Origin of the sequence: Paraburkholderia phenoliruptrix (assembly GCF_019511605.1) — a bacterium.
Lineage (GTDB): Bacteria > Pseudomonadota > Gammaproteobacteria > Burkholderiales > Burkholderiaceae > Paraburkholderia > Paraburkholderia phenoliruptrix_A.
This window is the reverse complement of sequence record NZ_JAEUAV010000018.1, coordinates 51615-74649: the sequence shown is the minus strand read 5'-3', so window position 1 is coordinate 74649 and position 23035 is coordinate 51615. Positions and strand designations below refer to the sequence as shown.

The window sequence follows — 23035 nt, the reverse complement described above, 5'->3', positions numbered from 1 at the left end:
CCGAGCCCGTGTAAAACGGGCGGCGTTGGTCCGCGTTTTACACGCGACGCGGCGGGACGAGGGGCCGTTGTCAGAGAGCGCGGCGCTGCATGCGGGCCGCGCAACGATACGACATTACGAGCCGAGCAGGCCGGCCGCGATGTTCACGCACAAGCCGAGCACCGCGACGTTGAAATAAAAGGAAAGAATGGATTGTGCGAGCGCGGCGCGGCGAATGGTGCGCGAGCGCAGCACCACATCGGACGTCTGCGACGCGACAGCTATCGTGAACGAGAAGTACAGAAAGTCCCAATAGTCCGGCGTCAGCGATTGATCGGGAAAGAGCAGCGGCGTTTCCTGCACGCCGGTGTCGTAGTAGAGCCGCGCGTAGTGCAACGTGAAAATGGTGGGAATCATGAACCACGCGCCGATCAGCGTCAGTCCGGTCAGCGTGTAATGCCACACGGTCGAGGCCCCTGCCGTGCCCTTGGCCGACGCAAGTTCGAGCACGATCGCGGCAATGCTCGCGATCGTGGCGACGCAGATCACGAACAGCACGACGCCCGCGTTCTCGTCGTCGCGGCGCGCCGAATCGCGCACGCGGTGTTCGTCCGCGGCGACCATGTGCGCCCAGATCAACACCAGATAACTCCACACCGCGGTGTCCCAGCCGACCAGTACACGGACCATCGGCCGCATGTGCTGCGGCATCAACACCGCGGCGACGACGCCCAGAGCAAGCGCGATCAGCATGCGTGGACGGTTGCGAAGCGTTTGCGGATAGTATTTTGTGAACATGAAATAGATGAGACGCCGAGGTGTCGCAGATTTTATGGGTGCGCGGCGCACTTGAGGCGCACTTAGGGCGCACCCGGGACGCACCCGCGGTGCACTATCTTCGAGCGGCGCAGCACACGCACAGTGTTCCGCAATGGCCTTGCCAATGCCTTTCAATTGAAGGTCGATTGCAGGCGCACGTGTTCGCCGGCGCAACTTTCGGTGGCGTTTCTACGTCGAATCCGCTTATCGGTGCGTGCACGCACAGGCGGCGCATCCGCAGGAACGCTGGCTTGGCAGACCCGCGAAGCCAGCAAGGACGCGCCTTCACGGTGACGGTTTGCGGCAAGATTTGCCCGCAAACATGGGTTTTTCGCGTGATTCCATGTCAACTTTTCGCCTTCTGTTGCCGCGCTACGAGAGGCAGCGCGCATACGCATCCCGCATTGCGCATTATGATGAGCTTATGGCTTCCGTACTCGATACCTCTGTTCAACATCACCCGGCCAACCGGAGCGGCCGCGACTTCGTAGTCGGCGACTTGCACGGTTGTGTCGATGCATTGCGCTACCTGCTGCGCCTCGTTTCGTTCGACCCGGCTTGCGACCGGCTGTTTTCAGTCGGCGATCTGGTGGATCGTGGCGAGCACTCCGAGCAGGCGCTCGCGCTGCTCGACAAGCCGTGGTTTTTCGCGGTGCTCGGCAATCATGAAGACGCGCTGTGCGCGGTTGCGGAGGGCCGCTTGCGGCGTCAGTGGTGGTATGGCATTGGCGGCGCTTGGGCGGCCAACTTGCCCGACGAGAGCCTGCGCCGCTACGCGGAGCGGCTGCGCACGTTGCCGCTTGCGCGCGTAGTGGGCAGTGGGCAGGAGCGCTTCAATGTTCTGCACGCCGAATTCTTCGGTACAGATGCTGAACTCGACGCCGGCAATTTCTCCGCCGAAACGCGTCAGCAAATGCTGTGGGGACGCGAACTGGCAATGGGTAATGGCGACCCGCAACGGCAACGCGGTTTGTCGCTCACTTACTGCGGCCATACGCCGATGCGCGACATCAAGCAGGTCGGCTCGCAGGTGTTCATCGACACCGGCGCGTTCGGGCCTGGCGGCAGACTCACTCTCGTCGAACCGAGGGCGCTGCGGCGCTGGTCCATTTCCGTCGAAGAAGCGCGCGCGGAAGGCGCGGCAGCACTGGCGCTGCCCTGAGCGGCGCCAGACCGATTGCGCGCGGCGTCGATGCGCGCTGTTCGACGCGCTGTCAGCCGACCTGGCTCAGTTCGAACACCATGTCCACACTCGTGCCGTTCCAGTTGTACTCGAGGTACGCCGCGTGATGGCAGTCGCGCAGCAGCGTGGTCCTGAATGCCGCGAGGCATTCGCCCTCGGGGTCGCGCACCGACGGATACGCAATGCCTGGCGCCCCGGCTTCGCGCACCGCCCGTCCGAGCGACTGGCCGGCGAGATAGTCGTCCGGCGAAAGCACTGCGAGGTCCAGTTGCTGATCGCCGCGCAGGTCTACCACCTCTCCTTGCGCCACCACCGTGTACAGACGCATTTGCTGTCGCATGGGCGGCTCGGCTGTGGCTTCCATGAACTTGCCCGTGTGATAGCGCGTTTCGGCGATGGCCGTTGCGCGCGAACGGGCGCAATAGAACACGCCGTAGGTGCCGTCGGAAAAGCGGCTGCCAAGCGGATTCAGATGCGTGAGCGCGGCCATGATCGGCCCATAGCCTGGCCCGAAGCGGCGTTCTTCGCGCGGCACGAGATCGAGGTCGCCGACTTCGGTGCGCAGCCTGTCGTTGGTCATGGCTTCGAGCGCGTAGAGCGCGTCGAAATCTTCCGCCGAGGCAACCCGATCGAACAGATTGACGGCCGGAAAGCGCGTGGGAATGACGCGGTACGCGGGCGACCAGTCCAGCGGCGCGCTGCGCCAGCGGTCCTGCCAATGCGGTTGTGTCACGCCCAGCCGCCCCGCATTGCGTCGAGATACTGGCGCACCGCGACCAGATCGCTAATGTTGCCGGCCAGCATGCGGTCCAATGCGCGCCGGCCGCCGAACGGCGGCGCGCTGTTGGGACGTTTGATCCAGCTGTCCGCGGCGCTGGGTTGCGGCAGGAGAATTTGCAGCGCCTTGTAGATGCCGAGCAGCAGCGACAGACGCTCCAGCGTGTCGCGGCCAAGGCGTGCCGTTTCCGGCGCCGACTTCCATTTGAAGTAAGTGGAGCGGCCGGGCGAGCCGAGCAGGACGATCTGCTCGTCCGCGCTCAAGTCCCAGTCTCGCGCGATATTGAAGAATGCGCGCAAACCCGCTGCGGACATTTCCGCAAACGAGGGCTCTGAAGACGGTCGACGAATCGGCGCTTCAGCTTGGGCGGCGCGGGCGGCGGGAGCCATGATGGGGTAAGTCCTGATATGTACTTATTGCCTATGCTAGTCCAATTTCGGATTTTTGCAAGGGAATATAATCCCGGCTCGCCAGCAGGCAGCGATTTTGGGAGTGCAGCAGATGTGGTTTCGAGCAGTAGCAACGGCGATAGGGGCGTGGTGCGTAGCCGGCGCGGCCGTGGCAAACGGTTACGCCGAAGTGTGGAATCCGCCCGAGGCCGGCACGCATGCCAGGCACGGCGCGACGAAGCATCAGGCGGGAAAGCCGCCAACCAAGCCGACGATAAAGCCGGCAACGAGGAAGTCCGGCAAGCATGCCGGTGATGTCGCCAAGGCGACGCCGGCCGCGCACGATGGCGTGCGGCACGGCGCGGGGGCGAGCGTTAAAAGGACGGCGGCCATAGTCGGCGGTCATGCGAAGCGAGACGGTGCGCGAGTTGAGCCGGCCAGGAAACCCCACGCGCAGATCGTCCGGACGAAGTCGGGCGAGGCCAGGGCCGTGCATGCCGATACTGCGCGAGGTCATGCGGTGCATCGTGACGCACCGAAGGGCGCCGCGACGGCGAAGGGCCCGGCGCGCGAGTCACAAGTTGCGCAACCGGCTGCCGCGCAGCCGAAGCCGCACCCGCAACCGGTCAGCGCCGGTGCGGATCAGACGGACGCCGCGGCAGATCCGGCGACCGCGCGCAGCGGATCGCTGCCGCCAATCCTGCACTGAGCGAGGGCGGACGGCCAACGCGGGCGGTGAGGTGTAGCGGTGAGTGTTGCGGCGAGCGTCAGCGGCACACCGGCGTCACCAGGCGCATTCGCCCCCAGTCATCCACCCGCCAACCCGTTGGCCACCAGCCGCAGCGTCTCCTTCGAACGCTCGTCGCGCACGCGCGAGTGCAGCGTCACCCGTGATTCCGGCAACGACGGCAAGCCCAACCGCGCGCCGACATCGATCAAACCGCGTGGCGCCACTCTGCGCGCGAGCGGCGACACCGCGAGCCCGGCCGCTGTCGCGGCGCCCACGGCCGCTACCCCGCCGCCGACAAATACCTCCTGCCATGCTATCGACGCATCGGCCAGTGTCCGCAAAGCCGTGTCGCGCACATTGCACGGCGGACTCAACAACGCGAGCGCCAGCGGTTCGCCGACACGCGGCAGCCACGTCGGCGTTGCGAGCCAGCCGAGCGGTTCGGTAAACAGCACCTGGGCGTCCGCGCGCGGGGGCGCGTCCGCACTGTCGCGCACGATTGCTGCGTCCAGCCGGCGTTCGTCGAATTGAGCCAGCAATGCGGCGGACGTGCCCAGGTGCAGTTCAACCACCAGCGCCGGATCGTGTGCACCCAGGCGCGCCAGCAAGTGCGGCAGCTCGGGTCCGGCGACGTGCTCGCTCAGGCCGAGCGCCAGTTTCCGACGTTCCACCGACAGCGCTCCCAGAGCCCGCTCGTGCGCAGTCAGCAGCTCACGCGCGGCGCCGAGAAACGCCTTGCCGTCGACGGAAAGGCGCACCACCCGCGGCGTGCGTTCCAGCAACTGCTTGCCGAGGTGCGCTTCCAGCCGCTTGAGTTTCAGGCTGACGGCCGATTGTGTGGTGTCCAGCGCGTCGGCTGCACGCGTGAAGCTGCACAGGTCCGCAACCAGCACGAACGCGCGGACGGCATCGAGATCAAGAACTTTCATTTCAATCCAACATAGATGAAATAGCGAGACATGTCTGTTCATTATGGCTGAGGGCGCCTACGCTGTGTGCATGCATTCACCCCTTCAGGAGAAACCTCATGCCAATGACTCGCATCGCTTTACGCGCCGGCAAACCCGTCGAATACCGCAAGGCGCTCACGGACAGCCTTCAGCGCGCTCTAGTCGCCACCTTCAATGTGCCTAAGGACGACGTTTTCATGCTGATCACCGAGCACGACGCCGCCAATTTCGTGTACGACAGCCAGTACCTGAACGTAGCGCGGACCGACGATCTCGTCATGATTCAAATCACCGTGAGCAACACGCGCACGCTCGAGCAGAAGAAGGCGCTCTACCAACGCATGGTGGACGAGTTGCACGCGTCGCCCGGCTTGCGACGGGAGGACGTGCTCATCAATCTTGTCGAGGTGCTTAAGGAGAACTGGTCGTTCGGCAATGGGATCGCGCACTACGCGCTCTGAGCGGCGCTTCGTCTTCCAGTCATAGCCCCGGCGAGCGACCGCCAGCCTGCCTTTCCGTGGGCCGGGGGCCGGTCGCTATAATGGTTCGCTCTCCTCGATCCTTCATTAGCCGAGCGCGCGCGTCATGGCTTCAGACAGCAACGATTCTTCGCACGAGCCGCTCGAAATCGGCGGGTCCGTGTGGTTCCAGGCGGGCAACAACACGCTCGGCGGCGCGTCGCGGATCGCGCTGCTTGCCGCCATCGGCGAGACCGGTTCCATCACCAGCGCGGCCAAGGCGGTCGGCATGAGCTACAAGGGTGCGTGGGACGCCGTCGACGCGATGAACAATCTTGCCGGCGAGCCGCTCGTCGTGCGGCTGACCGGCGGCAAGGGCGGCGGCGGCACCACGCTGACGCCGCGCGCGCTCAAGCTGATCGAAACGTTTCGCGCGGTGGAGCGCGAGCATCGGCGCTTTCTGGAGCGTGCGGGCGCGGCAATCGAGGGTTTCGCGACCGACTGGGATCTGATCGGCCGCATCGGTGTGAAGACTAGCGCGCGCAATCAGCTTTACGGCACGGTCTCGCGCATCACGCGGGGCGCTATCAACGACGAAGTCTCGCTGACGCTGCCAGGCGGCCATACGATCGTCGCCGTGCTCACGCACGAGAGCACCGAGGCGCTCGGTCTTGCCGAGGGCGCGGCGGCGTTCGCGTTGATCAAGGCGTCGTGGGTGGTGTTGGTGGTGGCCGGCGAAAGCGGCGCGCCCTTGCACCTGTCGGCCCGCAATCAATTGCGCGGCACAGTGCAAAGCGCGAAGCGCGGCGCGGTCAATGCGGAGGTGTCGCTTGCGCTTGAAGGCGGCGCGGTGATCACTGCGGTGATCACCAACCAGAGCGCCGATGCGCTCGCGCTTGCGGAAGGCGCGAGCGCTGTCGCGGTTTTTAAGGCATCGAGCGTGATACTCGGTGTGAAAGACTGAGGGCGTGAGGACGTGAGGACGTGAGGACGTGAGGACGTGAGGACGTGAGGACGTGAGGACGTGAGGGCGTGAGGGCGTGAGGGCGTGACGGTGTGAGGGCGTCAGGCTTGAGGCCGTGACGGCGTGAGGGGCTGAGAGCCTGAACGCGCTAGGGCGCGAGGACATAAAGGCCCACAAAAGCGCGAATCAGGTCGCGCTGCGCACATAACCGCTGAACGTCTGATGCTCGCGAACGCGTCCGTCGCTGATCTGCACGACCTGATCGCCGAAGGCAGCGACGTCGTCGGGGTCGTGCGTGATCAAAACCATCGGGATATCCAGCCGGGTTTGCAGCTCCGAGAGTTCCGCCCGCATGCGCTGGCGCAAGTTGCTGTCCAACGCGGAAAACGGCTCATCCAGCAACAGCAGTCGCGGTCTGGCGACCAGCGCGCGCGCCAGCGCCACCCGCTGCTTCTGCCCGCCGGAAAGCTGCACCGGATAATTGCTCGCGACATTGCGCAACTCGAGCGCGTCGAGCCAGTAATCCACCTGCGCCGAGCTGTGGCGCGCGCGCGGATTCAGCCAGCCGCGCTGCAGACCGAAGCCGATGTTCTGCCGCACGTTCAGATGCGGAAACAGCGCATAGTCCTGGAACAGATACGCGACCTGGCGCGCCTGCGGCTTCAGATCGACATGGCGCGCGCTGTCGAAGAGCGCATTGCCGTGCAGCGCGATCGTGCCTTCGTCGGGGCGCAACAGGCCGGCAATCGCCTGCAGCGTCAGGCTCTTGCCCGCGCCCGACGGGCCGAACAGCACCACCCGCTGGCTGGTCGCGTTAAAGGCGACGTCGAGCGTGAAGCGGCGCTCGGCGCTCACGAAGGTTTTGCGAATGTCGACGGCAAGCGGCATGTCAGCGGGGCACCAGAAGCGTGCGCTGCGGCACGAGCCGGCCGGCGAGCAGCAGAATGACGACGCACGTCACGGAAGTCACGATCACGAGGAAGTTCGCGGTGCTGTCGTCGCCGGCTTGCACGGCTGCGTAGACGGCCACCGAGAGCGTCTGCGTGCGGCCCGGCAAATTGCCCGCGATCATCAGCGTGGCGCCGAACTCGCCGAGCGCCCGCGCGAACGCCAACAGGCCGCCCGCCAGAATGCCGCGCGCGGCCAGCGGCAGGCTCACGCGAAAGAACACCGCTGTCTCGCTGACGCCGAGCGTGCGCGCGGCGCGCTCGAGCTGCGGATCGACGGCTTCGAAGGCGGCGCGGGCGGACTTCAGCACAAGCGGGAAAGCGACCACCGTCGACGCGATCACCGCGCCTTGCCACGTGAACACCAATTGAATGTCGAAGCGGTCCAGCCAGGCGCCGATCACGCCGCGGCGCCCGAGCAGGACCAGCAGGTAGTAGCCGAGCACCGTGGGCGGCATGACGAGCGGCAGCGTCAGCAACGAATCGACGACGTCGCGTGCGCCCGAGCGCCAGCGCGACAAGCCAAAACCGGCCGCGACGCCGAACACCAGGTTGAGCGCGGTCGCCCAGCCCGCCACCTTCAATGACAGCATCAGCGGAATCCAGGCTTGTTGCATGATGTTGCGCAGTCCCTATCGTGTCGTATCGATTCGAGGGCTCAGTGCGCCGGCTTGAAGCCGTACTTCGCGAGCACCGCCTGACCGGCCGGCGACAGCACGAAGTCCACAAACGCCCGCGCCTGGGCCGCGTGGCGGCTGCCTTCTACTTGCGCGATGGGATAGGTGATCGGCGCCTGCGTCGGCACACTGAGCGCCACTTTCACCTTCCCCGGAAGTATCGCGGCGTCGGTGCCGAACACGAAGCCGGCATCTACTTCGCCACGCGACACATAGTCGAGACTTTGCCGCACGTTCGCCGCAAGTACCGCTTTCGCGCTGACGGCATCCCACACCCCGGCGGCCTTCAGCGCGCCTTGGGTGTAGCGGCCGACCGGCACCGAGGCAGGATCGCCATAGGCGATCCGTTTCACGTTCGACGACGTCAGGTCCGCGAGGCTCGACGGCGCGAAACGGCTGTCCGCCGGCACGATCAGCACCAGCGAGTTGGCGGCGAAATCCTTGCGCGTGGCCGGCGCGATGACTTTTTCGGCCACGGCCTTGTCCATCGCTTTCTGGTCCGCGGAGGCGAACACGTCAGCGGGGGCGCCTTTCGCGATCTGCTGCATCAGTACGTCCGACGCGCCGAAGTTCAGCAGCACCTTGGTGCCGGCGTGCTGTTTTTCGAACGCTTCGCTCACTGCGTTGAACGCATTGGTCAGGCTCGCGGCGGCCGACACTACCAGCTCGTCGGCGCGCGCCTGGCCGCTAAAGGCAATGGAAATCGCGCTGGCGACGAACAGCGTGCGTTTCAGCAGACGGCGGGACAGTTTCATGAAAGTGTGGACTGCGGCGTGTGCCGCAATAGTGGTCAAAGCGCATATCGTAATATACACGAGGTAATAGCGCTCGCATGACCGACATTACGCTGGTCGAACAACGCAGCCGGTTGCAGGGGAAGGGTTCAGGCGTGAAACGAGGCGGGCGGTGCGAGCAGGTTGTGCGTCTGCGCGACAGGTGCCGTGGCTGGCGGAACGTTGCGGATTGCCTTCCATTTCGCGCGAATGAACGGCCGGTCATGGCCGGACACTTTCAGCGCGATATGCGTCACCCAGCGCTGGGTCGGCACGTGCACGCCGTGCATGAGCACCGCGAGCAGCATCAGGCTCACCGCAACCGGAAGGACAGAAAGCCGCTCGGGCTGGGCCTTCCACGCCATCCGGACGAACAGCAGCGCGGCAAGCGCGCCGACCAGGCAGCCGGTGACGGCTTCTGACGGTGAATGCGCGCTCAGCACGACGCGCGACACGCCCACCGCCATGCCGGCGGCGAGGCCGAGCAGGACGCCCAGCACGCGAACGGCTGGATGCGCTCGCAGCAGCATGAGGAACAGGGCGACCGGATAGACCGCCGTGGAGAGCATCGCGTGGCCGCTGACGCCCGTAAAGTCGAGCTCGCGCACCCCGACGCCCCAGCCTAGGAACGCCAGCTTGGTTACCGTCACCACGCCGATCGCTGCGCCAAGCAGCAGCAGCCAGCCCGCCGCCATGCGCGACGTGTAGCCGACCGCCAGCCACAGCGCAATGGCGAACGCGAGCGGCAGCGTCATGCCGGCGCCGCCGAGGCTGGTGATGGAGTACCACAGGTGGTCGGACAATTCGGGCATCGGGACAAGCGCTCAGGGCTGCATAGAATTGTGGATAGCAATCACAACGCGCGAGCGGGGCCATCCGCCGACGCACTGGAATAACCGCCAGTATAAACGGCACCTGCTGCCCGCTCGCGCCGGATAAAAAAGCTTTTCGATTCGCAGCGTTAGGTCGGCAACAGCGCGCTCACGAGTGAAACTGGAGCGGATCGAGACCAGGCGACGAGGTCGAACGCCCGCCAATAGGGGCAGATTGACGCGTTCTGCATAGCGTTAGGAATGGTGTTATTGTGCATTGCACAAGAAGCGTCTGCGCTTTCACCCATCCTGTCCCTTTTTGCGAGGTTTTTGCGCCGATGGCAAAAAGTCTCTCCAAAATCTGGCTTCGCGGTCTGAAGCGCCTGCTCGCCATTCAGACCGAGCACGCCCACAAGACCGCCAAACGGGTCGCCGCGCGTCCGGTACGCCCGGCGGCCAGCAAGCCGTCCACCAAGGTTCGTCCGGTGAAGTCCGCCTTGGTCCGTGCTCCGGCCAAGCGCGAGGCGCCGCGCCCGGCGGCGCGGGAATCGCGGGTGCGTCCACGGGCGGCGGCGTGGGCGAGCGGTTCGTGGACGCGCTCGTTCCATTCGGCGCCCGCCGCGCCCGGGCGGCTCGTCAACCATCTTCACTATGCGCTGTACGTACCGTCGGGCCATGCACTGCAAAACATGCCTCTCGTCGTGATGCTGCACGGCTGCACGCAGTCCATCGACGAATTTGCACAAGGCACGCGCATGAACGTGCTGGCGGATCGGTACGGCTTCGCCGTCGTTTATCCGGAGCAGTCCAAGCACGCGCATTCGCACCGCTGCTGGCATTGGTACGACTCGGGCGAAAGCGCCGGCGGCGCGGAGGCGCGCGCGGTGGCCTCTCTGGTGGATGCGCTCGTTGCCCAGCATGGTTTTGACAGCGAGCGCGTGTATGTCGCCGGAATTTCGGCTGGCGCCGGGTTGACGGCGTTGCTGGCGCTGCATTTCCCGGAGCGCTTCGCGGCGGTCGCGCTGCATTCCGGTCCTGCTATTGGCGAAGCCCATTCGGGTATTACCGCGATGGACGTGATGCGACGCGGCGCGCGGCGCGATCCGGTGCAACTCGTCGACGAGGCGACCGACGTTGCGCATCATCCGGGGATGCCGGCAATCATCATTCACGGCGACGCGGATCATGTGGTCGCGCCGGTCAATGCCGACCAGCTCGCCACGCAGTTTCTACGGCTTAACCGAATGATCGATCCAAAAGGCGCGCGCAAAGCCGGCGAGTTGCGCGAGGAACGCAAAGGCGGCGTGACGATGCGGGATTATTTCCGCGGCGGACGACGCGTGGTGCGCGTCTGCCGGGTGCAAGGACTCGCGCACGCGTGGGCCGGCGGCGACGATGCAGTGCCATTCCACTCCGCGAAGGGCCCCGACGCCACCGCAATGGTGTGGGAGTTCTTCAAGCATCAGCGGCGAGTGGGCGCGGGCCTGCACGAAGGCGCCGCGGCCGAAGCCGCCGCGCACGCGCGGTGACGTGGGGCGCGAGCGGCGGGTGACATTTGTGCAACACCTCTAAATTGAACGCTGGCGCGGCCCTAGGGTTTTCCCTATAATACGGGTTATCCCTTAGGCGTTAACGCCTAAACTCATTGCCGAGGTTTCGCCATGTACTTGCTCACCCGCCTGTTTCTCTTTCTGACGAAGTCGCCGGAGCAACTCGCCAAAGAACGCGCTGACGCGTTCCTCGCCGAAGCGACTGACCTGTACGACCTGGAATTCCGCATGCGCAAGCTGGATCGCGAGGCGAACTTCCGTCAGCCGTCGTGGATGAGCCAGCACTAAGCTGCGCGTCAGTTAATGCATCGGCGGTAGTGAAAGACGCCGGTGCGAGGCGATAGCGTTTTCGTCTATCGCTCTTGGGTTCAGAAGCCGCATGCGCTTCGGGCCTGTCAAGATCGACGTGAGCGTGTGCTCACTTGCCGAATCGGGCCAATGTTCGCGCTCTTGCTTGCGCGTGGTCCACAATCGGCGCCGGGTAGTCTTCGCCTAGCACCACCCCGTACTCTGCCAGCCGTTGAGCGCCCGCCAGCCACGGCGCATGAATCCACTTCGCAGGCAGCTTTGCGAGCTGAGGCAGATAGCGTTTGATGAACCGCCCTTCGGCATCGAACTTTTCGGACTGCGTGACGGGATTGAAGATCCGGAAATAAGGCTGCGCATCGCACCCCGTCGACGCTGCCCATTGCCAGCCGCCGTTATTGGCTGCGAAGTCGTAGTCGTTCAGTTGCTCGGCGAAATAGCGTTCGCCGAGCCGCCAGTCGACGCCCAGGTCCTTGACCAGAAAACTCGCTGTCACCATTCGCAGACGGTTGTGCATGTACCCGGTGCGATTGAGCTGCAGCATCGCTGCGTCGATCAGCGGGTAGCCCGTGCGGCCTTCGCACCAGGCCGCAAACGCGGCCTCCGCCTCTGGCCCTTGCTCCCAGCGCAACCGGTCGTAGTCTGCCCTGAACGAGGCGCCGGCTGCGAGCCTCGGGTGATGCGCGAGGATCATGAAGTAAAAATCCCGCCACACAAGTTCCGACAGCCAGGTAGCCGCGCCCCGGCCATCCGGCTGCAGCGACATCTCATGCGCGAGCCGCGCCAGCGTGCGGATCGACACCGTGCCGAAGCGCAAATGCACCGACAGGTAGCTCGGTCCTTTGGCCGCCGGAAAGTCGCGCCGCTCGGCGTAGCTGTCGATTCGCAACAGAAAGTCGTCGAGCAGACGCTTTGCGCCGCTCATGCCGGTCGGCAGTTCCAACTCCCCAAGGTTGCCCGGCGCGAAGCCGAGTTGTTCGAGCGTGGGTAGCTGCCGGTTCAGGCGGGGCGGCAACGGGGCCAGGCGGTTAGCGTAAGTCTCGACCGGGTACGGCTTCAGATCGAAGCTCGTCAACTGCTTGAGCCACGCATTCTTGTACGGCGTGAAGACCGTAAACGGCTTGTTCTGCCCGGTCAGCAGTTCCGCGCGCTCGAAAATCACCTGATCCTTGAAGGTCTGGAGGGCGCGTCCTGCGCCTGACAGACGCTCGCGTACCGCTTCGTCGCGTTCAATCGCGGCTGGCTCGTAGTCATGGTTTGCGAACACCGCATCCACCTCGAGTTCGGCGGCCAGTTTCGGCACGAGGTCCACCGGATCGCCGTGCAGGACGACGAGGCCACCGCCTCGCGCGCGCAGCGCTTCGTCCAGTTCGTGCAGCGAAGCAAGAATGAACTCGACTCGCCGGTCTTGCGCCTGCGTGCCGGGATGGCGCGACTGCCATTTATCGATGAGCGGCTGCAGGATCGTGGTATCGAACACGAACACGCACCACACGCGCTCGCAGTGCTTGAGCGCGTAGTACAGCGCGGCGTTGTCGGTATGGCGCAGGTCGCGGCGGAACCAGACGAGGCCGGTGTCGAAGGTGTCGGTCGAATGTGGGACGCGTGTCATCGGCAGGTGGAGCGGCAAATGGCTGTGCGCCAGCTCGCGATATTCAGCGCACCAGCGCACTCAGGCAACGGAAAGGCGCCCGGCTCGACGCATGCAGCGAGCGACGAACAACGCTGATCAGGCCGCGGGCGTGGTCGGCAGGTCGGGCGTTTGCGGCGTCTGCACACCGTAGCAGCCGCGGTACGTCGCGTAGAACGAGCAATACAGCATGGTCGTGACGATCATCGTGGCGGGCATCAGCACGGCAAAGGCGAAGTCGCCGGCGCCAAGCGCCTGCATCAACGCGGACAAGCCGAGCGAGACGGTCATTGCCACGGCAAACCACAGTGCGCCGAATACGATAAACGCGCCGCGATTGCGCCAGCAACTGACGATGCTGAAGAACATCGCCTTGACAGGCGGCACGTCATGCCACGCGGCAAGGATGGGCGAGAACCAGAACAGCATGGCGACCGGAACGTAGAACGCAAAAGCAGTGATCACGCCGAGCGGCATGTTGCTGTTGGCAACTGCCTCGGGGTCCATCGGGCCGCCCGCGCCCAGCATCACCTTGAGCAACATGCCGCCGTCGGCGAGCGCGGAGCCCGCCAGCACCAGCGCCATTGCGACTACATAGAACACGCCGAGCACGATAAGCCGGCGCGCGACCATCGGCCCGTAGGACCGAAAACCGTCTGCGAGGATGGTCGGAAACACCGGCTTGCCGGCGATCGTATCGCGGCACGCAGCCATGAAGCCGACGGCGACGCCCGGAATGAACGCGAGCGGCAGCACGCTGCCGATCAACGGGATTTGCGCGACCAGCGTCATCACCAGCAGGTAGGTGAAGAACAGCGTCAGGAACGCGAGCGGATTCTTGCGGAACAGCCAGATGCCTTGCCGGAACCAGACGTAGCCGGCTTTCGCGGGAACTTCGATCAGTTGCATGAGGTATGGATGCCTGGAAGTGCTACGCCGGACAGGCGCTCGCGCAGAATGCGCTCGAAATGGCCGGGATCGTGCGGTTTGAGCAGTTCGGCCGCGCGCGGCAGATGAAAATCATACAGCCGCGACACCCAGAAACGGTATGCGCCCGCCCGCAGCATATCGCCCCAATGGCGATTTTCCTCGACGGTAAAAGGACGCACGGTCTGATACGCGCGCAGCATGGCCTCGGTGCGCGCCTGATCGAGCTTGCCGCTCGCGAGGTCCACGCACCAGTCGTTGACGGTCACCGCGACGTCGAACAGCCACTTGTCGCAGCCGGCGAAGTAAAAGTCGAAGAAGCCGCCGAGGCGCACTTCGTGGCCTGTTCCGGGCGCGGCGTGCGCGAACATCGCGTTGTCGCGGAACAGGTCGGCATGGCACGGGCCGCCGGGCAGCGCGGCGTAATCCGCGGATGCGAAAAACGCCTCCTGATACGCAAGTTCCGACGACAGCAACTCGCGCTGCTCGCCTTCGAGAAACGGCAGGATGGTCGGCACCGTCTCCTTCCACCACGGCAGGCTGCGCAAATTCGGCTGGTAGCCCGTGTAATCGCGCCCGGCCAGGTGCATGCGCGCAAGCATTTGCCCGACTTCGACACAGTGCTCGACGCCCGGCGCGAGTTCCGGCGCGCCTTCCAGTTTCGTCACGATAGCCGCGGGCTTGCCGAGCAGCATGCCGAACAGCGAGCCGTCCTCGCGCGGCATGGGGTCGGGCACCGGCACGCGGTGCGCTGCGAGATGCCGCATCAGATCCAGGTAGAACGGCAGCTGCTCCGCTGTGAGCTTTTCAAAAATGGTGAGGACGTATTCGCCGCGCGTCGTCGTCAGAAAAAAATTGCTGTTCTCGATGCCGGATGTAATGCCGCGAAATTCGACGACCTCGCCGAGATCGTAATGGCGCATCCAGTCTGCGAGTTGGGATTCGGTAACAGCGGTGAAGACAGCCATGCGGAAAAGTCGGATCAGGTTCGTCGGGCTGGCGCGGTGCGGCCAGCAGCATACGTGCGGTGGTCGAGGCAGCGGCGAACGCGCGAACAGGCGGGTTCGCAAACGGCAGCGGGATGCACGGCAACAGCGATGTTCTAACGGTTACAGCGGCTCACCCCGCGACGCGAGGGGCGGGGCGTGTCGGCGAAGCGGCGCTGCGCCTGCCCCGCCATGCATCAATAGGTCAGATTGACGGACGGCAAACGGGTGCTCGCGCGGCCGTTATCGCGCACGGCTGGCGACGTGTCGAGCGGCGCGCTCATGTGATAGCGCGTGCCGAGGTTGGAACGCACGTTGATTTCGACAGGCTTGCCTTTGTCGCGGTATTCGGTGATTTCAGTGCCGTTCGCGCTGCGCTCATAGAAGCTCGGCGTGCGCGGGACATTGATCTCGACCTTCGAGCTGACCTGCGCGGCCGGCCGGTTGATCTTTTCCAGATCGGGCAGCCCGGCGCGTTCGTTGGCGGACTGCGGTGCGCCCGGGGGCGGCGTGTCGTCGACAGGCTGGGCAGCCATCGCGGCGTTGCCGCAGGCAAGGGCCAGTGCAACGGCGACGGGAAGGAGCGGCTTCATGGTGATTCTCCAGAATGGTGCCCCGATTCTAGCAAATCCAACCTCTGGCACGGGCGCGATCACCTTATTTTGCGCTGCTTTCGCGCGACGCGTCCGCCATCGTGCGAACCTCCCGCCGGCGCATGCCGGGGAGCGCGGCAAGGTCATTTTGCTATCACGGCTTCCGTGGTAATGTCGTCTCATTAATAGAGGCGAACGAAGATGAACAACGATACCAATCAACGCGCGGTGCAAACTCCCGCCAACAGCTTCCCGACCGAATCGTTCGACGACGCCGCCGAAGCCGTGACCCGACTATCGGCGATTTACGAAGCGAACACCTCCTTTTTGCGCGACGCCTTTGCACGCTATCGCCGCAATGAACTATTCGAGCGCCGTGTGCGCGCCTGCTATCCGTTCGTGCGCGTGTGCACCGAAGTGAACACGCATATCGATTCGCGCCGCTCGTATGGTTTTGTCGCAGGGCCCGGCGTGTTCGAGACCACGGTCACGCGGCCCGATCTGTTCGGCAACTACTATCGCGAGCAGTTGCGGCTCCTTGCGAAAAACCATCATGTGAAGATCGAAGTCGGCGTTTCCACGCACCCCATTCCCATTCACTTTGCGTTTGCAGAGGGCATTCACCTGGAAGGCGACCTGGATCGCGAGCGCCTCTTCCTGATGCGCGACGTGTTCGACACGCCGGACCTCGCGCTGCTCGACGACCGCATCGTCAACGGCACGTATGAGCCGCTCGCCGGCGAGCCGCATCCGCTTGCGTTGTTCACGGCGGCGCGGGTGGACTTTTCGCTGCATCGGCTGAAGCACTACACGGCGACCTCGCCCACGCATTGCCAGAACTACGTGTTGTACACGAACTATCAGTTCTATATCGACGAGTTCGTCAAACTGGGCCGCACGATGATGGCCCGTACCGACGACGAAGAACTGCGCGCCTACCGCAGCGAATACACCTCGTTTGTCGAACCCGGCGACGTGGTGACCTACAACGAGAATCTCGGCGAGCAGGCGCAGGAAGGCACCGCGCCGCCGCGCCTGCCGCAAATGCCGGCGTATCACCTGAAGCGCGCGGACGGCAACGGCATCACGATGATCAACATCGGCGTGGGGCCCTCCAACGCGAAGACCATTACCGATCACATCGCCGTGCTGCGTCCGCATGCGTGGATCATGCTCGGCCACTGCGCAGGGTTGCGCAATACGCAGCGCCTCGGCGACTATGTGCTCGCGCACGGCTACGTGCGCGAGGATCACGTGCTCGATGCGGATTTGCCGCTGTGGGTGCCGATTCCGGCGCTCGCCGAAGTGCAGGTCGCGTTGGAGCGCGCGGTTGCGCAGGTCACGCAACTGGACGGCGTCGAACTGAAACGCGTGATGCGCACAGGCACGGTGGCCAGTGTCGACAACCGCAACTGGGAGCTGCGCGATCATCGCGAACCGGTGCAACGGCTGTCGCAAAGCCGCGCGATTGCGCTGGACATGGAAAGCGCGACCATTGCCGCAAACGGATTCCGCTTCCGCGTGCCCTACGGAACCTTGCTGTGCGTATCCGACAAACCGCTGCACGGCGAGTTGAAACTGCCGGGCATGGCCGATCAGTTCTATCGCGCGCAGGTCGACCAGCACTTGCAGATCGGCGTGAAAGCCATGGAGCTTTTGCGCGAGAACGGGCTGCATCGGTTGCATAGCCGCAAACTGCGCAGTTTCGCTGAAGTGGCGTTTCAGTAAGCCGGTGGTTGCAGCGGCGCGCGGTCCGCGCGCTGCTGCCGCGAAAGCGTTGATGACGAGTGCGCGACGCCGCTCGCCAGGAGCCGTTCGCTTACTGCCCGAAACCCGTCAACCCGATGAGGCTGCCCGCGGCCAGCAACCATAGCGGGTGAATGCGCGTCTTCAACGCGATAGCTGCTGTGAACGCGGTGATCGCCCATGCGATTGCCGTTGAATCCGACGCCTGCGCAATCAACGCCGCGCTTGCCGCGACGATGCCCGCCGTCACGGGCACGAGTCCCAATTGTGCGTAGCGTCGCCACGGCCGGTCCTTGAAGCGGTCCCACGCGTGCAGTGCGAGTATCGTCACGATCGACGACGGTCCGAACTTCGCAATCGACGTAACCAGCATGCCAGACCAGCCGGCCACGTGCCACCCGATCAGCGTCACGATCATCAGGTTGGGTCCGGGCGCGGCTTGCGCGAGCGCGAAGAGCGCGCTGAACTCGCTCGCGGGCATCCAGTGATGCACCTCCACGACCTGACGCTGCATTTCCGGAAGAATCGTGTTGCCGCCGCCGAACGCAAGCAGCGAAAGCTGGCTGAAAATGATGGCGAGGGAAACGAGCGTGTCGTTCATCGTGCGCTCCTCGATGCAAGATAGATGCTGAGCGGCGTCAGTACCAGCATGGTGGGCAAAAGCGGCAACCGCATGACCGCAATCGCGACGAAGCCAAGCGCGGCAATGAGCGCGGCCATGGGTTTGTTGCGCAGCGGCAGCACGATCTTCACCGCCATGGAAATGAGAAGGCCCGCCGCGGCCGCCGCAAGCCCCGCGAACAGATGACGCACATGCGGGTCGTCCTGCGTGCGTTCGTACAGGACGCCCAGTCCGATGACCACCAGCGAAGGCCCGGCGATCAACCCGAGCAAGCCGGCAAGCGCGCCCGGCACGCCGCGAAAACGCATGCCGACTGCAACCGACAGATTGATCACATTGCCGCCTGGCAGGAATTGGCAAAGGCCGAGCAGATCGGTGAAGTCCTCGGCGCTCAGCCAGCGGCGCTGCTCGACGAGCGCGCGACGCGCGAGCGGCAATGCGCCGCCAAACGAAATGAGCCCGAGGCCGAGAAAGCCGCCGAAAATTTCCCGTAACGTGGGTTTCGGCGCCGCGGTCGGGTCGAATGAGGTGAGGTTGTGGTCCATATGCTTTGCTTCCAATTGAAGCTCAGGAGGTTAGCGCCGAACCGCCGCGCGGCAAAACGATTTTTGCGCCCGGCTTTGTGACTTACAATCACAAGCATGGCTCGCAATCTTCCTCCGTTTCCCGCGCTACGCGCCTTTGAAGCCGCGGCGCGTCATGAAAGCTTCAGCGCCGCCGCCAACGAGCTGCATGTGACTCATGGTGCAATCAGCCGGCAGGTCGCGGCGTTCGAGGCGTGGCTCGGCGTGCAGGTGTTCCAGCGTCACGGCAAGCGTGTGCGGCTGACGGCCGACGGCCGCCGCTATCTGTCCACGGTACAGGCTGCGTTCGACAGCATCGCGCACGCCACGGACCAGTTGCGCGACTCGGGCGTGGTGCACGTGCTGCGTGTGAATGCGCTGCCCACTTTCGCGATGAAGTGGCTGCTGCCGCGCCTGCATCAATTCCAGCGCAAAGTGCCCAATGTGGAACTGCGGCTTGCCACCTCGAATGCGCCCGTCGAGACCTTGGACAGTTTCGACGTCGCCGTGCGGCGCGGCCCCGCACATTGGCCCAATTGCGTGAGCGGCCATTTCCTCGGCGAAAGCGAGGTGCCGGTCTGCAGTCCTGCGTTGCTGCAACGCTCGCCAATCAGAAGCGCGGACGATCTCGCGCGGCACGTGCTGCTGCATTCGGACACGCGGCCGGATGCGTGGAGCAACTGGTTATCCGCCGCGGGCGTGACAGCGAAATGCCGCAAAAAGCAGTCGTTCGATCACTTCTATCTGGCCTTGCAGGCTGCCGTGGATGGGCTCGGCGTAGCGCTAGGCCCGCTACCGCTGGTCGCCGATGAGCTTGCGTCGGGCCGGCTCGTCATGCCGCTTGCCGGGCCGCGTCTCGACGCGCGCGGCTATTGGTGGGTCGCGCGCCGCGAGGTGGCGAGCGCGCCGCTGGTCGCGCAATTCTGCGCGTGGCTGCAGGCGCAAGGCGATCAGCACGACGACGTGCAAACGCAAGCGCCGGTATGAACGCAAACGGGCAGCACAAGGCTGCCCGTTCGGCTAGAGACTTCGCGCGGTCGTGCTGGCCGTGCCGCGCGCGAAAGCAAAAGGGCCGCTCAGCCCGGACGTTACAGGTAGAACATCCGGTCTTCTTCCGACTTGGTGGGCTGCGGCTCCGCACCTTCGCGGTCTTCGTAGAACTTGAGCACCGCTTCCAGAACCTGGTCCGGATCGTCGATCACCTGCATCAGGTCGATGTCGGTCGGATTGATGAGGCCCATGGGCGTGAGCGAATTCTTGAACCACGCGAGCAGCCCTTCCCAGAACTCGGCGCCCACCAGAATGATCGGCACGTGGCGCGACTTCTTGGTTTGAATCAGCGTGAGCACTTCGGCGAGTTCGTCGAGCGTGCCGAAACCGCCGGGCATGACGATCACGGCGTCGGAGTTCTTGACGAACGTAACCTTGCGCGTGAAGAAGTGCCGAAAACGCAGCGAGATGTCCTGCCACTGGTTGCCGGACTGCTCATGCGGCAATTCGATGTTCAGCCCGACCGAAGGCGCCTTGCCTGCATGCGCGCCTTTGTTGGCGGCTTCCATGATGCCGGGGCCGCCGCCGGAGATCACGGCGAAGCCCGCATCCGAGAGCTTGCGCGCAATCTGCGTGGCTAGTTTGTAATACGGCGAGTTCGGTTTCAGACGCGCTGAACCGTAGATGCTGACAGCCGGGCGAATCTCCGAGAGGTACTCGGTCGCCTCGATAAACTCTGCCATAATCGTGAACATCTGCCACGATGCGCGGGCTTTTTTTGCCGTTGCGCGCTCTTGATCTGCGAGTGATCGCAGACTCGGAATCACTTTTCTCTTAGTCATAATGCCTGAAGAACGAAGCCTTGAAGGTAAGACCCTGCTATTGGTCGACGGTTCGAGTTATCTGTACCGGGCCTACCATGCGATGCCTGATCTGCGCGGGCCCGATGGTGGCCCCACGGGTGCGCTCTACGGGATGATCAACATGCTGCGGCGCATGCGCAAGGAAGTCACAGCAGAGTATAGCGCGTGCGTGTTCGACGCCAAGGGCAAAACGTTTCGCGATGACTGGTATCCCGAGTACAAGGCGAATCGTCCTTCCATGCCGGACGACCTCTCGCGGCAGATCGAACCGATTCACGTGGCCGTGCGCGCGCTCGGCTGGCCGCTTCTGATGATCGACGGCGTGGAAGCCGACGATGTGATCGGCACGCTCAGCACCGAGGCGGAAAATCGTGGCATGAACGTGATCGTGTCGACCGGGGACAAGGATCTGGCGCAGCTCGTGTCGGATCATGTCACCCTCATCAATACGATGACCAACGAAAAACTCGACCGTGCCGGCGTGCTTGCCAAGTTCGGCGTGCCCCCGGAGCGCATTGTCGACTACCTGTCGCTGATTGGCGATACCGTCGACAACGTGCCGGGTGTCGAGAAATGCGGGCCCAAGACCGCGCTCAAATGGCTCACGCAGTACGAGTCGCTGGATGGAATCGTCGCACATGCAGGCGAGATCAAAGGTGCGGTAGGAGACAATCTGCGACGTGCGCTCGACTTCCTGCCCATGGCGCGCAAGCTCGTTACGGTGGAACGCAATTGCGATCTGACCGGACACATCACGTCGATCGAGGAGAATTTGCAGAGCCGCCCGGAATCGCGGGAGGAGCTGCGCGACGTGTTCACGCGCCACGGCTTCAAGACCTGGCTGCGCGAGGTCGAAATTGCCGACGCGGTAGAAGGTCCGGAAACCGACGTGCCGCCGGCGCTCACCGTCGACCATGAACGTCACTATGAAACCGTGCAGACATGGGAACAATTCGACGCGTGGCTGCAACGGATCAACGCGGCTGAGCTGACTTCGTTCGACACGGAAACCACTTCGCTCGATCCCATGACCGCGCAGATCGTGGGTCTGTCGTTCTCCGTTGAAGCGGGGCGTGCCGCTTATGTGCCGGTTGCCCATCGCGGTCCCGACGCGCCCGTGCAATTGCCGCGCGAAGAAGTGCTCGCGAAGCTCAAGCCGTGGCTTGAAAGCCCGCAGCACAAGAAAGTCGGCCAGCATCTGAAGTACGACGAGCAGGTGCTCGCGAATTACGGCATTGAAATGCGCGGCATCGAGCACGACACGCTGCTGCAATCGTACGTGCTCGAATCGCACCGCCCGCACGACATGGACAACCTTGCGTTGCGCCATCTGGGCGTCAAGACGATCAAGTACGAAGACGTGGCGGGCAAGGGCGCGCAGCAAATCGGCTTCGACGAAGTCGCGCTGGAGAAGGCTGCCGAATACGCGGCGGAAGACGCGGACATCACGTTGCGTTTGCATCAAACGATGTACCCGCAACTCGCTGCCGAAAAAACGCTCGAGAATGTTTACCGCGACATCGAAGTGCCGACCTCGCGCGTGCTGCGCAAGATGGAGCGCACTGGCGTGCTGATCGACGCGGAGAAGCTGCGTCAGCAAAGCAACGAGATCGCCACGCGGCTGATCGAACTCGAAAGCAAGGCATACGAACTGGCCGGTGGCGAATTCAATCTCGGTTCTCCGAAACAGATCGGCCAGATCTTCTTCGAGAAGCTCGAGTTGCCTGTGGTGAAAAAGACCCCGAGCGGCGCACCGTCCACCGACGAAGAAGTGCTGCAAAAGCTCGCCGAAGATTACCCGTTGCCCAAGATCCTGCTGGAACATCGCGGGCTGTCCAAGCTGAAGTCGACCTATACCGACAAGCTGCCGCGCATGGTCAACGTAAGCACGGGGCGCGTGCACACCAACTACGCGCAGGCCGTCGCGGTCACGGGGCGTCTTGCTTCGAACGATCCAAACCTGCAGAACATTCCGGTGCGCACGGGCGAGGGGCGCCGCATTCGCGAAGCCTTCATTGCGCCGCCGGGCCACAAGCTGGTCTCCGCGGATTACTCGCAAATCGAACTGCGCATCATGGCGCATATTTCCGGCGACGAATCGTTGTTGCGCGCCTTCTCGCAGGGTGAGGACATTCACCGCGCAACCGCTGCGGAAATTTTCAGCGTGACGCCGCTCGAGGTGTCGAACGACCAACGGCGTGTGGCGAAGGTCATCAACTTCGGGCTGATCTACGGCATGAGCTCGTTCGGCCTCGCGTCGAATCTCGGCATTACGCGCGACGCCGCGAAGCTGTATATCGACCGCTACTTCGCGCGCTATCCAGGCGTCGCCCGCTATATGGACGAGACGCGTTTGAGCGCGAAAGCCAAAGGCTATGTCGAAACGGTGTTCGGCCGCCGACTGTGGTTGCCCGAAATCAACGGCGGCAACGGTCCGCGACGCCAGGCCGCGGAGCGCGCGGCCATCAACGCGCCAATGCAAGGCACGGCCGCTGACCTCATCAAGCTCTCCATGATCGCGGTGCAGAAGTGGATCGAAGACTCCAATATCGGCACGCGCATGATCATGCAGGTGCACGACGAACTCATTCTCGAAGTACCCGACGAAGAATTGCCCGAGGTCCGCAAGCGTCTGCCCGAGTTGATGTGCGGTGTCGCCGCGCTGAAAGTGCCGCTCGTCGCCGAAGTCGGCGCGGGGCTCAACTGGGAAGAGGCGCATTGACCGCCGTGTGACGGCGCGCGATATCGTCGTGTGCATGTCACACATGCGTTGTGGCGGCTTGTGACAAACCGCGCGACT

At 64.0% G+C, this 23035-nt stretch carries 24 protein-coding genes; 8 read left to right on the top strand and 16 right to left on the bottom strand.

The window, feature by feature from the left end:
- Positions 1-114 precede the first annotated feature (114 nt).
- Positions 115-777, bottom strand: coding sequence for a DUF1345 domain-containing protein (locus JNB89_RS21300; RefSeq protein ID WP_013342035.1), 663 nt, complete (start codon positions 775-777; stop codon positions 115-117).
- Between the two features lie 445 nt (positions 778-1222).
- On the opposite strand from JNB89_RS21300, the gene JNB89_RS21295 reads away from it, so the two are divergent.
- The gene (locus JNB89_RS21295; RefSeq protein ID WP_083788097.1) at positions 1223-1960 is read left to right on the top strand and encodes a metallophosphoesterase; all 738 of its coding nucleotides are present in this window, start codon (positions 1223-1225) and stop codon (positions 1958-1960) included.
- A 52-nt stretch (positions 1961-2012) separates the two neighbouring features.
- Here JNB89_RS21295 and JNB89_RS21290 read toward each other — a convergent pair whose 3' ends face one another.
- The 4 genes from JNB89_RS21290 to JNB89_RS21275 form a co-directional block, all read right to left on the bottom strand.
- Entirely contained in the window at positions 2013-2714 is a 702-nt protein-coding gene (locus tag JNB89_RS21290; RefSeq protein ID WP_135895280.1) for an RES family NAD+ phosphorylase, read from the bottom strand.
- The gene (locus JNB89_RS21285; protein WP_013342032.1) at positions 2711-3148 is read right to left on the bottom strand and encodes an MbcA/ParS/Xre antitoxin family protein; all 438 of its coding nucleotides are present in this window, start codon (positions 3146-3148) and stop codon (positions 2711-2713) included. Before JNB89_RS21285 ends, JNB89_RS21290 begins: the two co-directional genes overlap by 4 nt.
- 31 nt (positions 3149-3179) lie before the next feature.
- Positions 3180-3665, bottom strand: a complete 486-nt coding sequence (locus JNB89_RS21280; RefSeq protein ID WP_220363512.1) for a hypothetical protein — start codon at positions 3663-3665, stop codon at positions 3180-3182.
- 290 nt (positions 3666-3955) lie between these two features.
- On the bottom strand, positions 3956-4807 hold the full coding sequence (locus JNB89_RS21275; RefSeq protein WP_220363511.1) for a LysR family transcriptional regulator: 852 nt from the start codon (positions 4805-4807) through the stop codon (positions 3956-3958).
- A 98-nt stretch (positions 4808-4905) separates the two neighbouring features.
- On the opposite strand from JNB89_RS21275, the gene JNB89_RS21270 reads away from it, so the two are divergent.
- Positions 4906-5289 carry a tautomerase family protein gene (locus JNB89_RS21270; protein WP_220363510.1) on the top strand — a complete coding sequence of 128 codons (384 nt, stop codon included), beginning with the start codon at positions 4906-4908 and terminating at the stop codon, positions 5287-5289.
- A gap of 124 nt (positions 5290-5413) precedes the next feature.
- The gene (locus JNB89_RS21265) at positions 5414-6250 is read left to right on the top strand and encodes a TOBE domain-containing protein (protein WP_220363509.1); all 837 of its coding nucleotides are present in this window, start codon (positions 5414-5416) and stop codon (positions 6248-6250) included.
- A 186-nt stretch (positions 6251-6436) separates the two neighbouring features.
- On the opposite strand, the gene JNB89_RS21260 is transcribed toward JNB89_RS21265, so the two are convergent.
- The 4 genes from JNB89_RS21260 to JNB89_RS21245 all read right to left on the bottom strand — a co-directional run bounded on the left by JNB89_RS21260 (position 6437) and on the right by JNB89_RS21245 (position 9459).
- Positions 6437-7138: an ABC transporter ATP-binding protein gene (locus tag JNB89_RS21260; protein ID WP_220363508.1), complete on the bottom strand. Its 702-nt coding sequence runs from the start codon at positions 7136-7138 to the stop codon at positions 6437-6439.
- Position 7139: 1 nt separating this feature from the next.
- Complete coding sequence (gene modB, locus JNB89_RS21255; protein ID WP_220363507.1) at positions 7140-7814, bottom strand: molybdate ABC transporter permease subunit; 675 nt, start codon at positions 7812-7814, stop codon at positions 7140-7142.
- 41 nt (positions 7815-7855) lie between these two features.
- On the bottom strand, positions 7856-8629 hold the full coding sequence (gene modA / locus JNB89_RS21250; RefSeq protein ID WP_220363506.1) for a molybdate ABC transporter substrate-binding protein: 774 nt from the start codon (positions 8627-8629) through the stop codon (positions 7856-7858).
- 128 nt (positions 8630-8757) lie between these two features.
- On the bottom strand, positions 8758-9459 hold the full coding sequence (locus tag JNB89_RS21245) for a phosphatase PAP2 family protein (protein ID WP_220363505.1): 702 nt from the start codon (positions 9457-9459) through the stop codon (positions 8758-8760).
- 338 nt (positions 9460-9797) lie between these two features.
- Here JNB89_RS21245 and JNB89_RS21240 point away from each other — a divergent pair, with 338 nt between their 5' ends.
- On the top strand, positions 9798-10988 hold the full coding sequence (locus JNB89_RS21240; protein WP_220363504.1) for an extracellular catalytic domain type 1 short-chain-length polyhydroxyalkanoate depolymerase: 1191 nt from the start codon (positions 9798-9800) through the stop codon (positions 10986-10988).
- A gap of 132 nt (positions 10989-11120) precedes the next feature.
- Entirely contained in the window at positions 11121-11297 is a 177-nt protein-coding gene (locus tag JNB89_RS21235; RefSeq protein WP_013342022.1) for a DUF3563 family protein, read from the top strand.
- 130 nt (positions 11298-11427) lie between these two features.
- Here JNB89_RS21235 and JNB89_RS21230 read toward each other — a convergent pair whose 3' ends face one another.
- The 4 genes from JNB89_RS21230 to JNB89_RS21215 all read right to left on the bottom strand — a co-directional run bounded on the left by JNB89_RS21230 (position 11428) and on the right by JNB89_RS21215 (position 15451).
- Positions 11428-12927, bottom strand: coding sequence for a cryptochrome/photolyase family protein (locus tag JNB89_RS21230; RefSeq protein WP_220363503.1), 1500 nt, complete (start codon positions 12925-12927; stop codon positions 11428-11430).
- 117 nt (positions 12928-13044) lie between these two features.
- The gene (locus JNB89_RS21225) at positions 13045-13854 is read right to left on the bottom strand and encodes a BPSS1780 family membrane protein (RefSeq protein ID WP_013342020.1); all 810 of its coding nucleotides are present in this window, start codon (positions 13852-13854) and stop codon (positions 13045-13047) included.
- Complete coding sequence (locus JNB89_RS21220; protein WP_013342019.1) at positions 13845-14840, bottom strand: homoserine kinase; 996 nt, start codon at positions 14838-14840, stop codon at positions 13845-13847. Before JNB89_RS21220 ends, JNB89_RS21225 begins: the two co-directional genes overlap by 10 nt.
- Before the next feature lie 215 nt (positions 14841-15055).
- On the bottom strand, positions 15056-15451 hold the full coding sequence (locus JNB89_RS21215; protein ID WP_013342018.1) for a hypothetical protein: 396 nt from the start codon (positions 15449-15451) through the stop codon (positions 15056-15058).
- Between the two features lie 201 nt (positions 15452-15652).
- On the opposite strand from JNB89_RS21215, the gene JNB89_RS21210 reads away from it, so the two are divergent.
- Positions 15653-17179: an AMP nucleosidase gene (locus tag JNB89_RS21210; protein ID WP_220363502.1), complete on the top strand. Its 1527-nt coding sequence runs from the start codon at positions 15653-15655 to the stop codon at positions 17177-17179.
- A 91-nt stretch (positions 17180-17270) separates the two neighbouring features.
- Here JNB89_RS21210 and JNB89_RS21205 read toward each other — a convergent pair whose 3' ends face one another.
- Positions 17271-17798 (bottom strand): chromate transporter, encoded by a 528-nt coding sequence (locus tag JNB89_RS21205; protein WP_220363501.1) that lies wholly within the window; start codon positions 17796-17798, stop codon positions 17271-17273.
- Complete coding sequence (locus tag JNB89_RS21200) at positions 17795-18364, bottom strand: chromate transporter (RefSeq protein WP_013342015.1); 570 nt, start codon at positions 18362-18364, stop codon at positions 17795-17797. Before JNB89_RS21200 ends, JNB89_RS21205 begins: the two co-directional genes overlap by 4 nt.
- A gap of 96 nt (positions 18365-18460) precedes the next feature.
- Between JNB89_RS21200 and JNB89_RS21195 the strand changes: the two genes are divergently transcribed.
- Positions 18461-19369, top strand: coding sequence for a transcriptional regulator GcvA (locus tag JNB89_RS21195; protein ID WP_135895266.1), 909 nt, complete (start codon positions 18461-18463; stop codon positions 19367-19369).
- A gap of 101 nt (positions 19370-19470) precedes the next feature.
- On the opposite strand, the gene JNB89_RS21190 is transcribed toward JNB89_RS21195, so the two are convergent.
- On the bottom strand, positions 19471-20214 hold the full coding sequence (locus tag JNB89_RS21190; RefSeq protein ID WP_013342013.1) for a TIGR00730 family Rossman fold protein: 744 nt from the start codon (positions 20212-20214) through the stop codon (positions 19471-19473).
- A gap of 1 nt (position 20215) precedes the next feature.
- Between JNB89_RS21190 and polA the strand changes: the two genes are divergently transcribed.
- Positions 20216-22957, top strand: a complete 2742-nt coding sequence (gene polA / locus JNB89_RS21185; protein ID WP_220363500.1) for a DNA polymerase I — start codon at positions 20216-20218, stop codon at positions 22955-22957.
- Positions 22958-23035 lie beyond the last annotated feature (78 nt).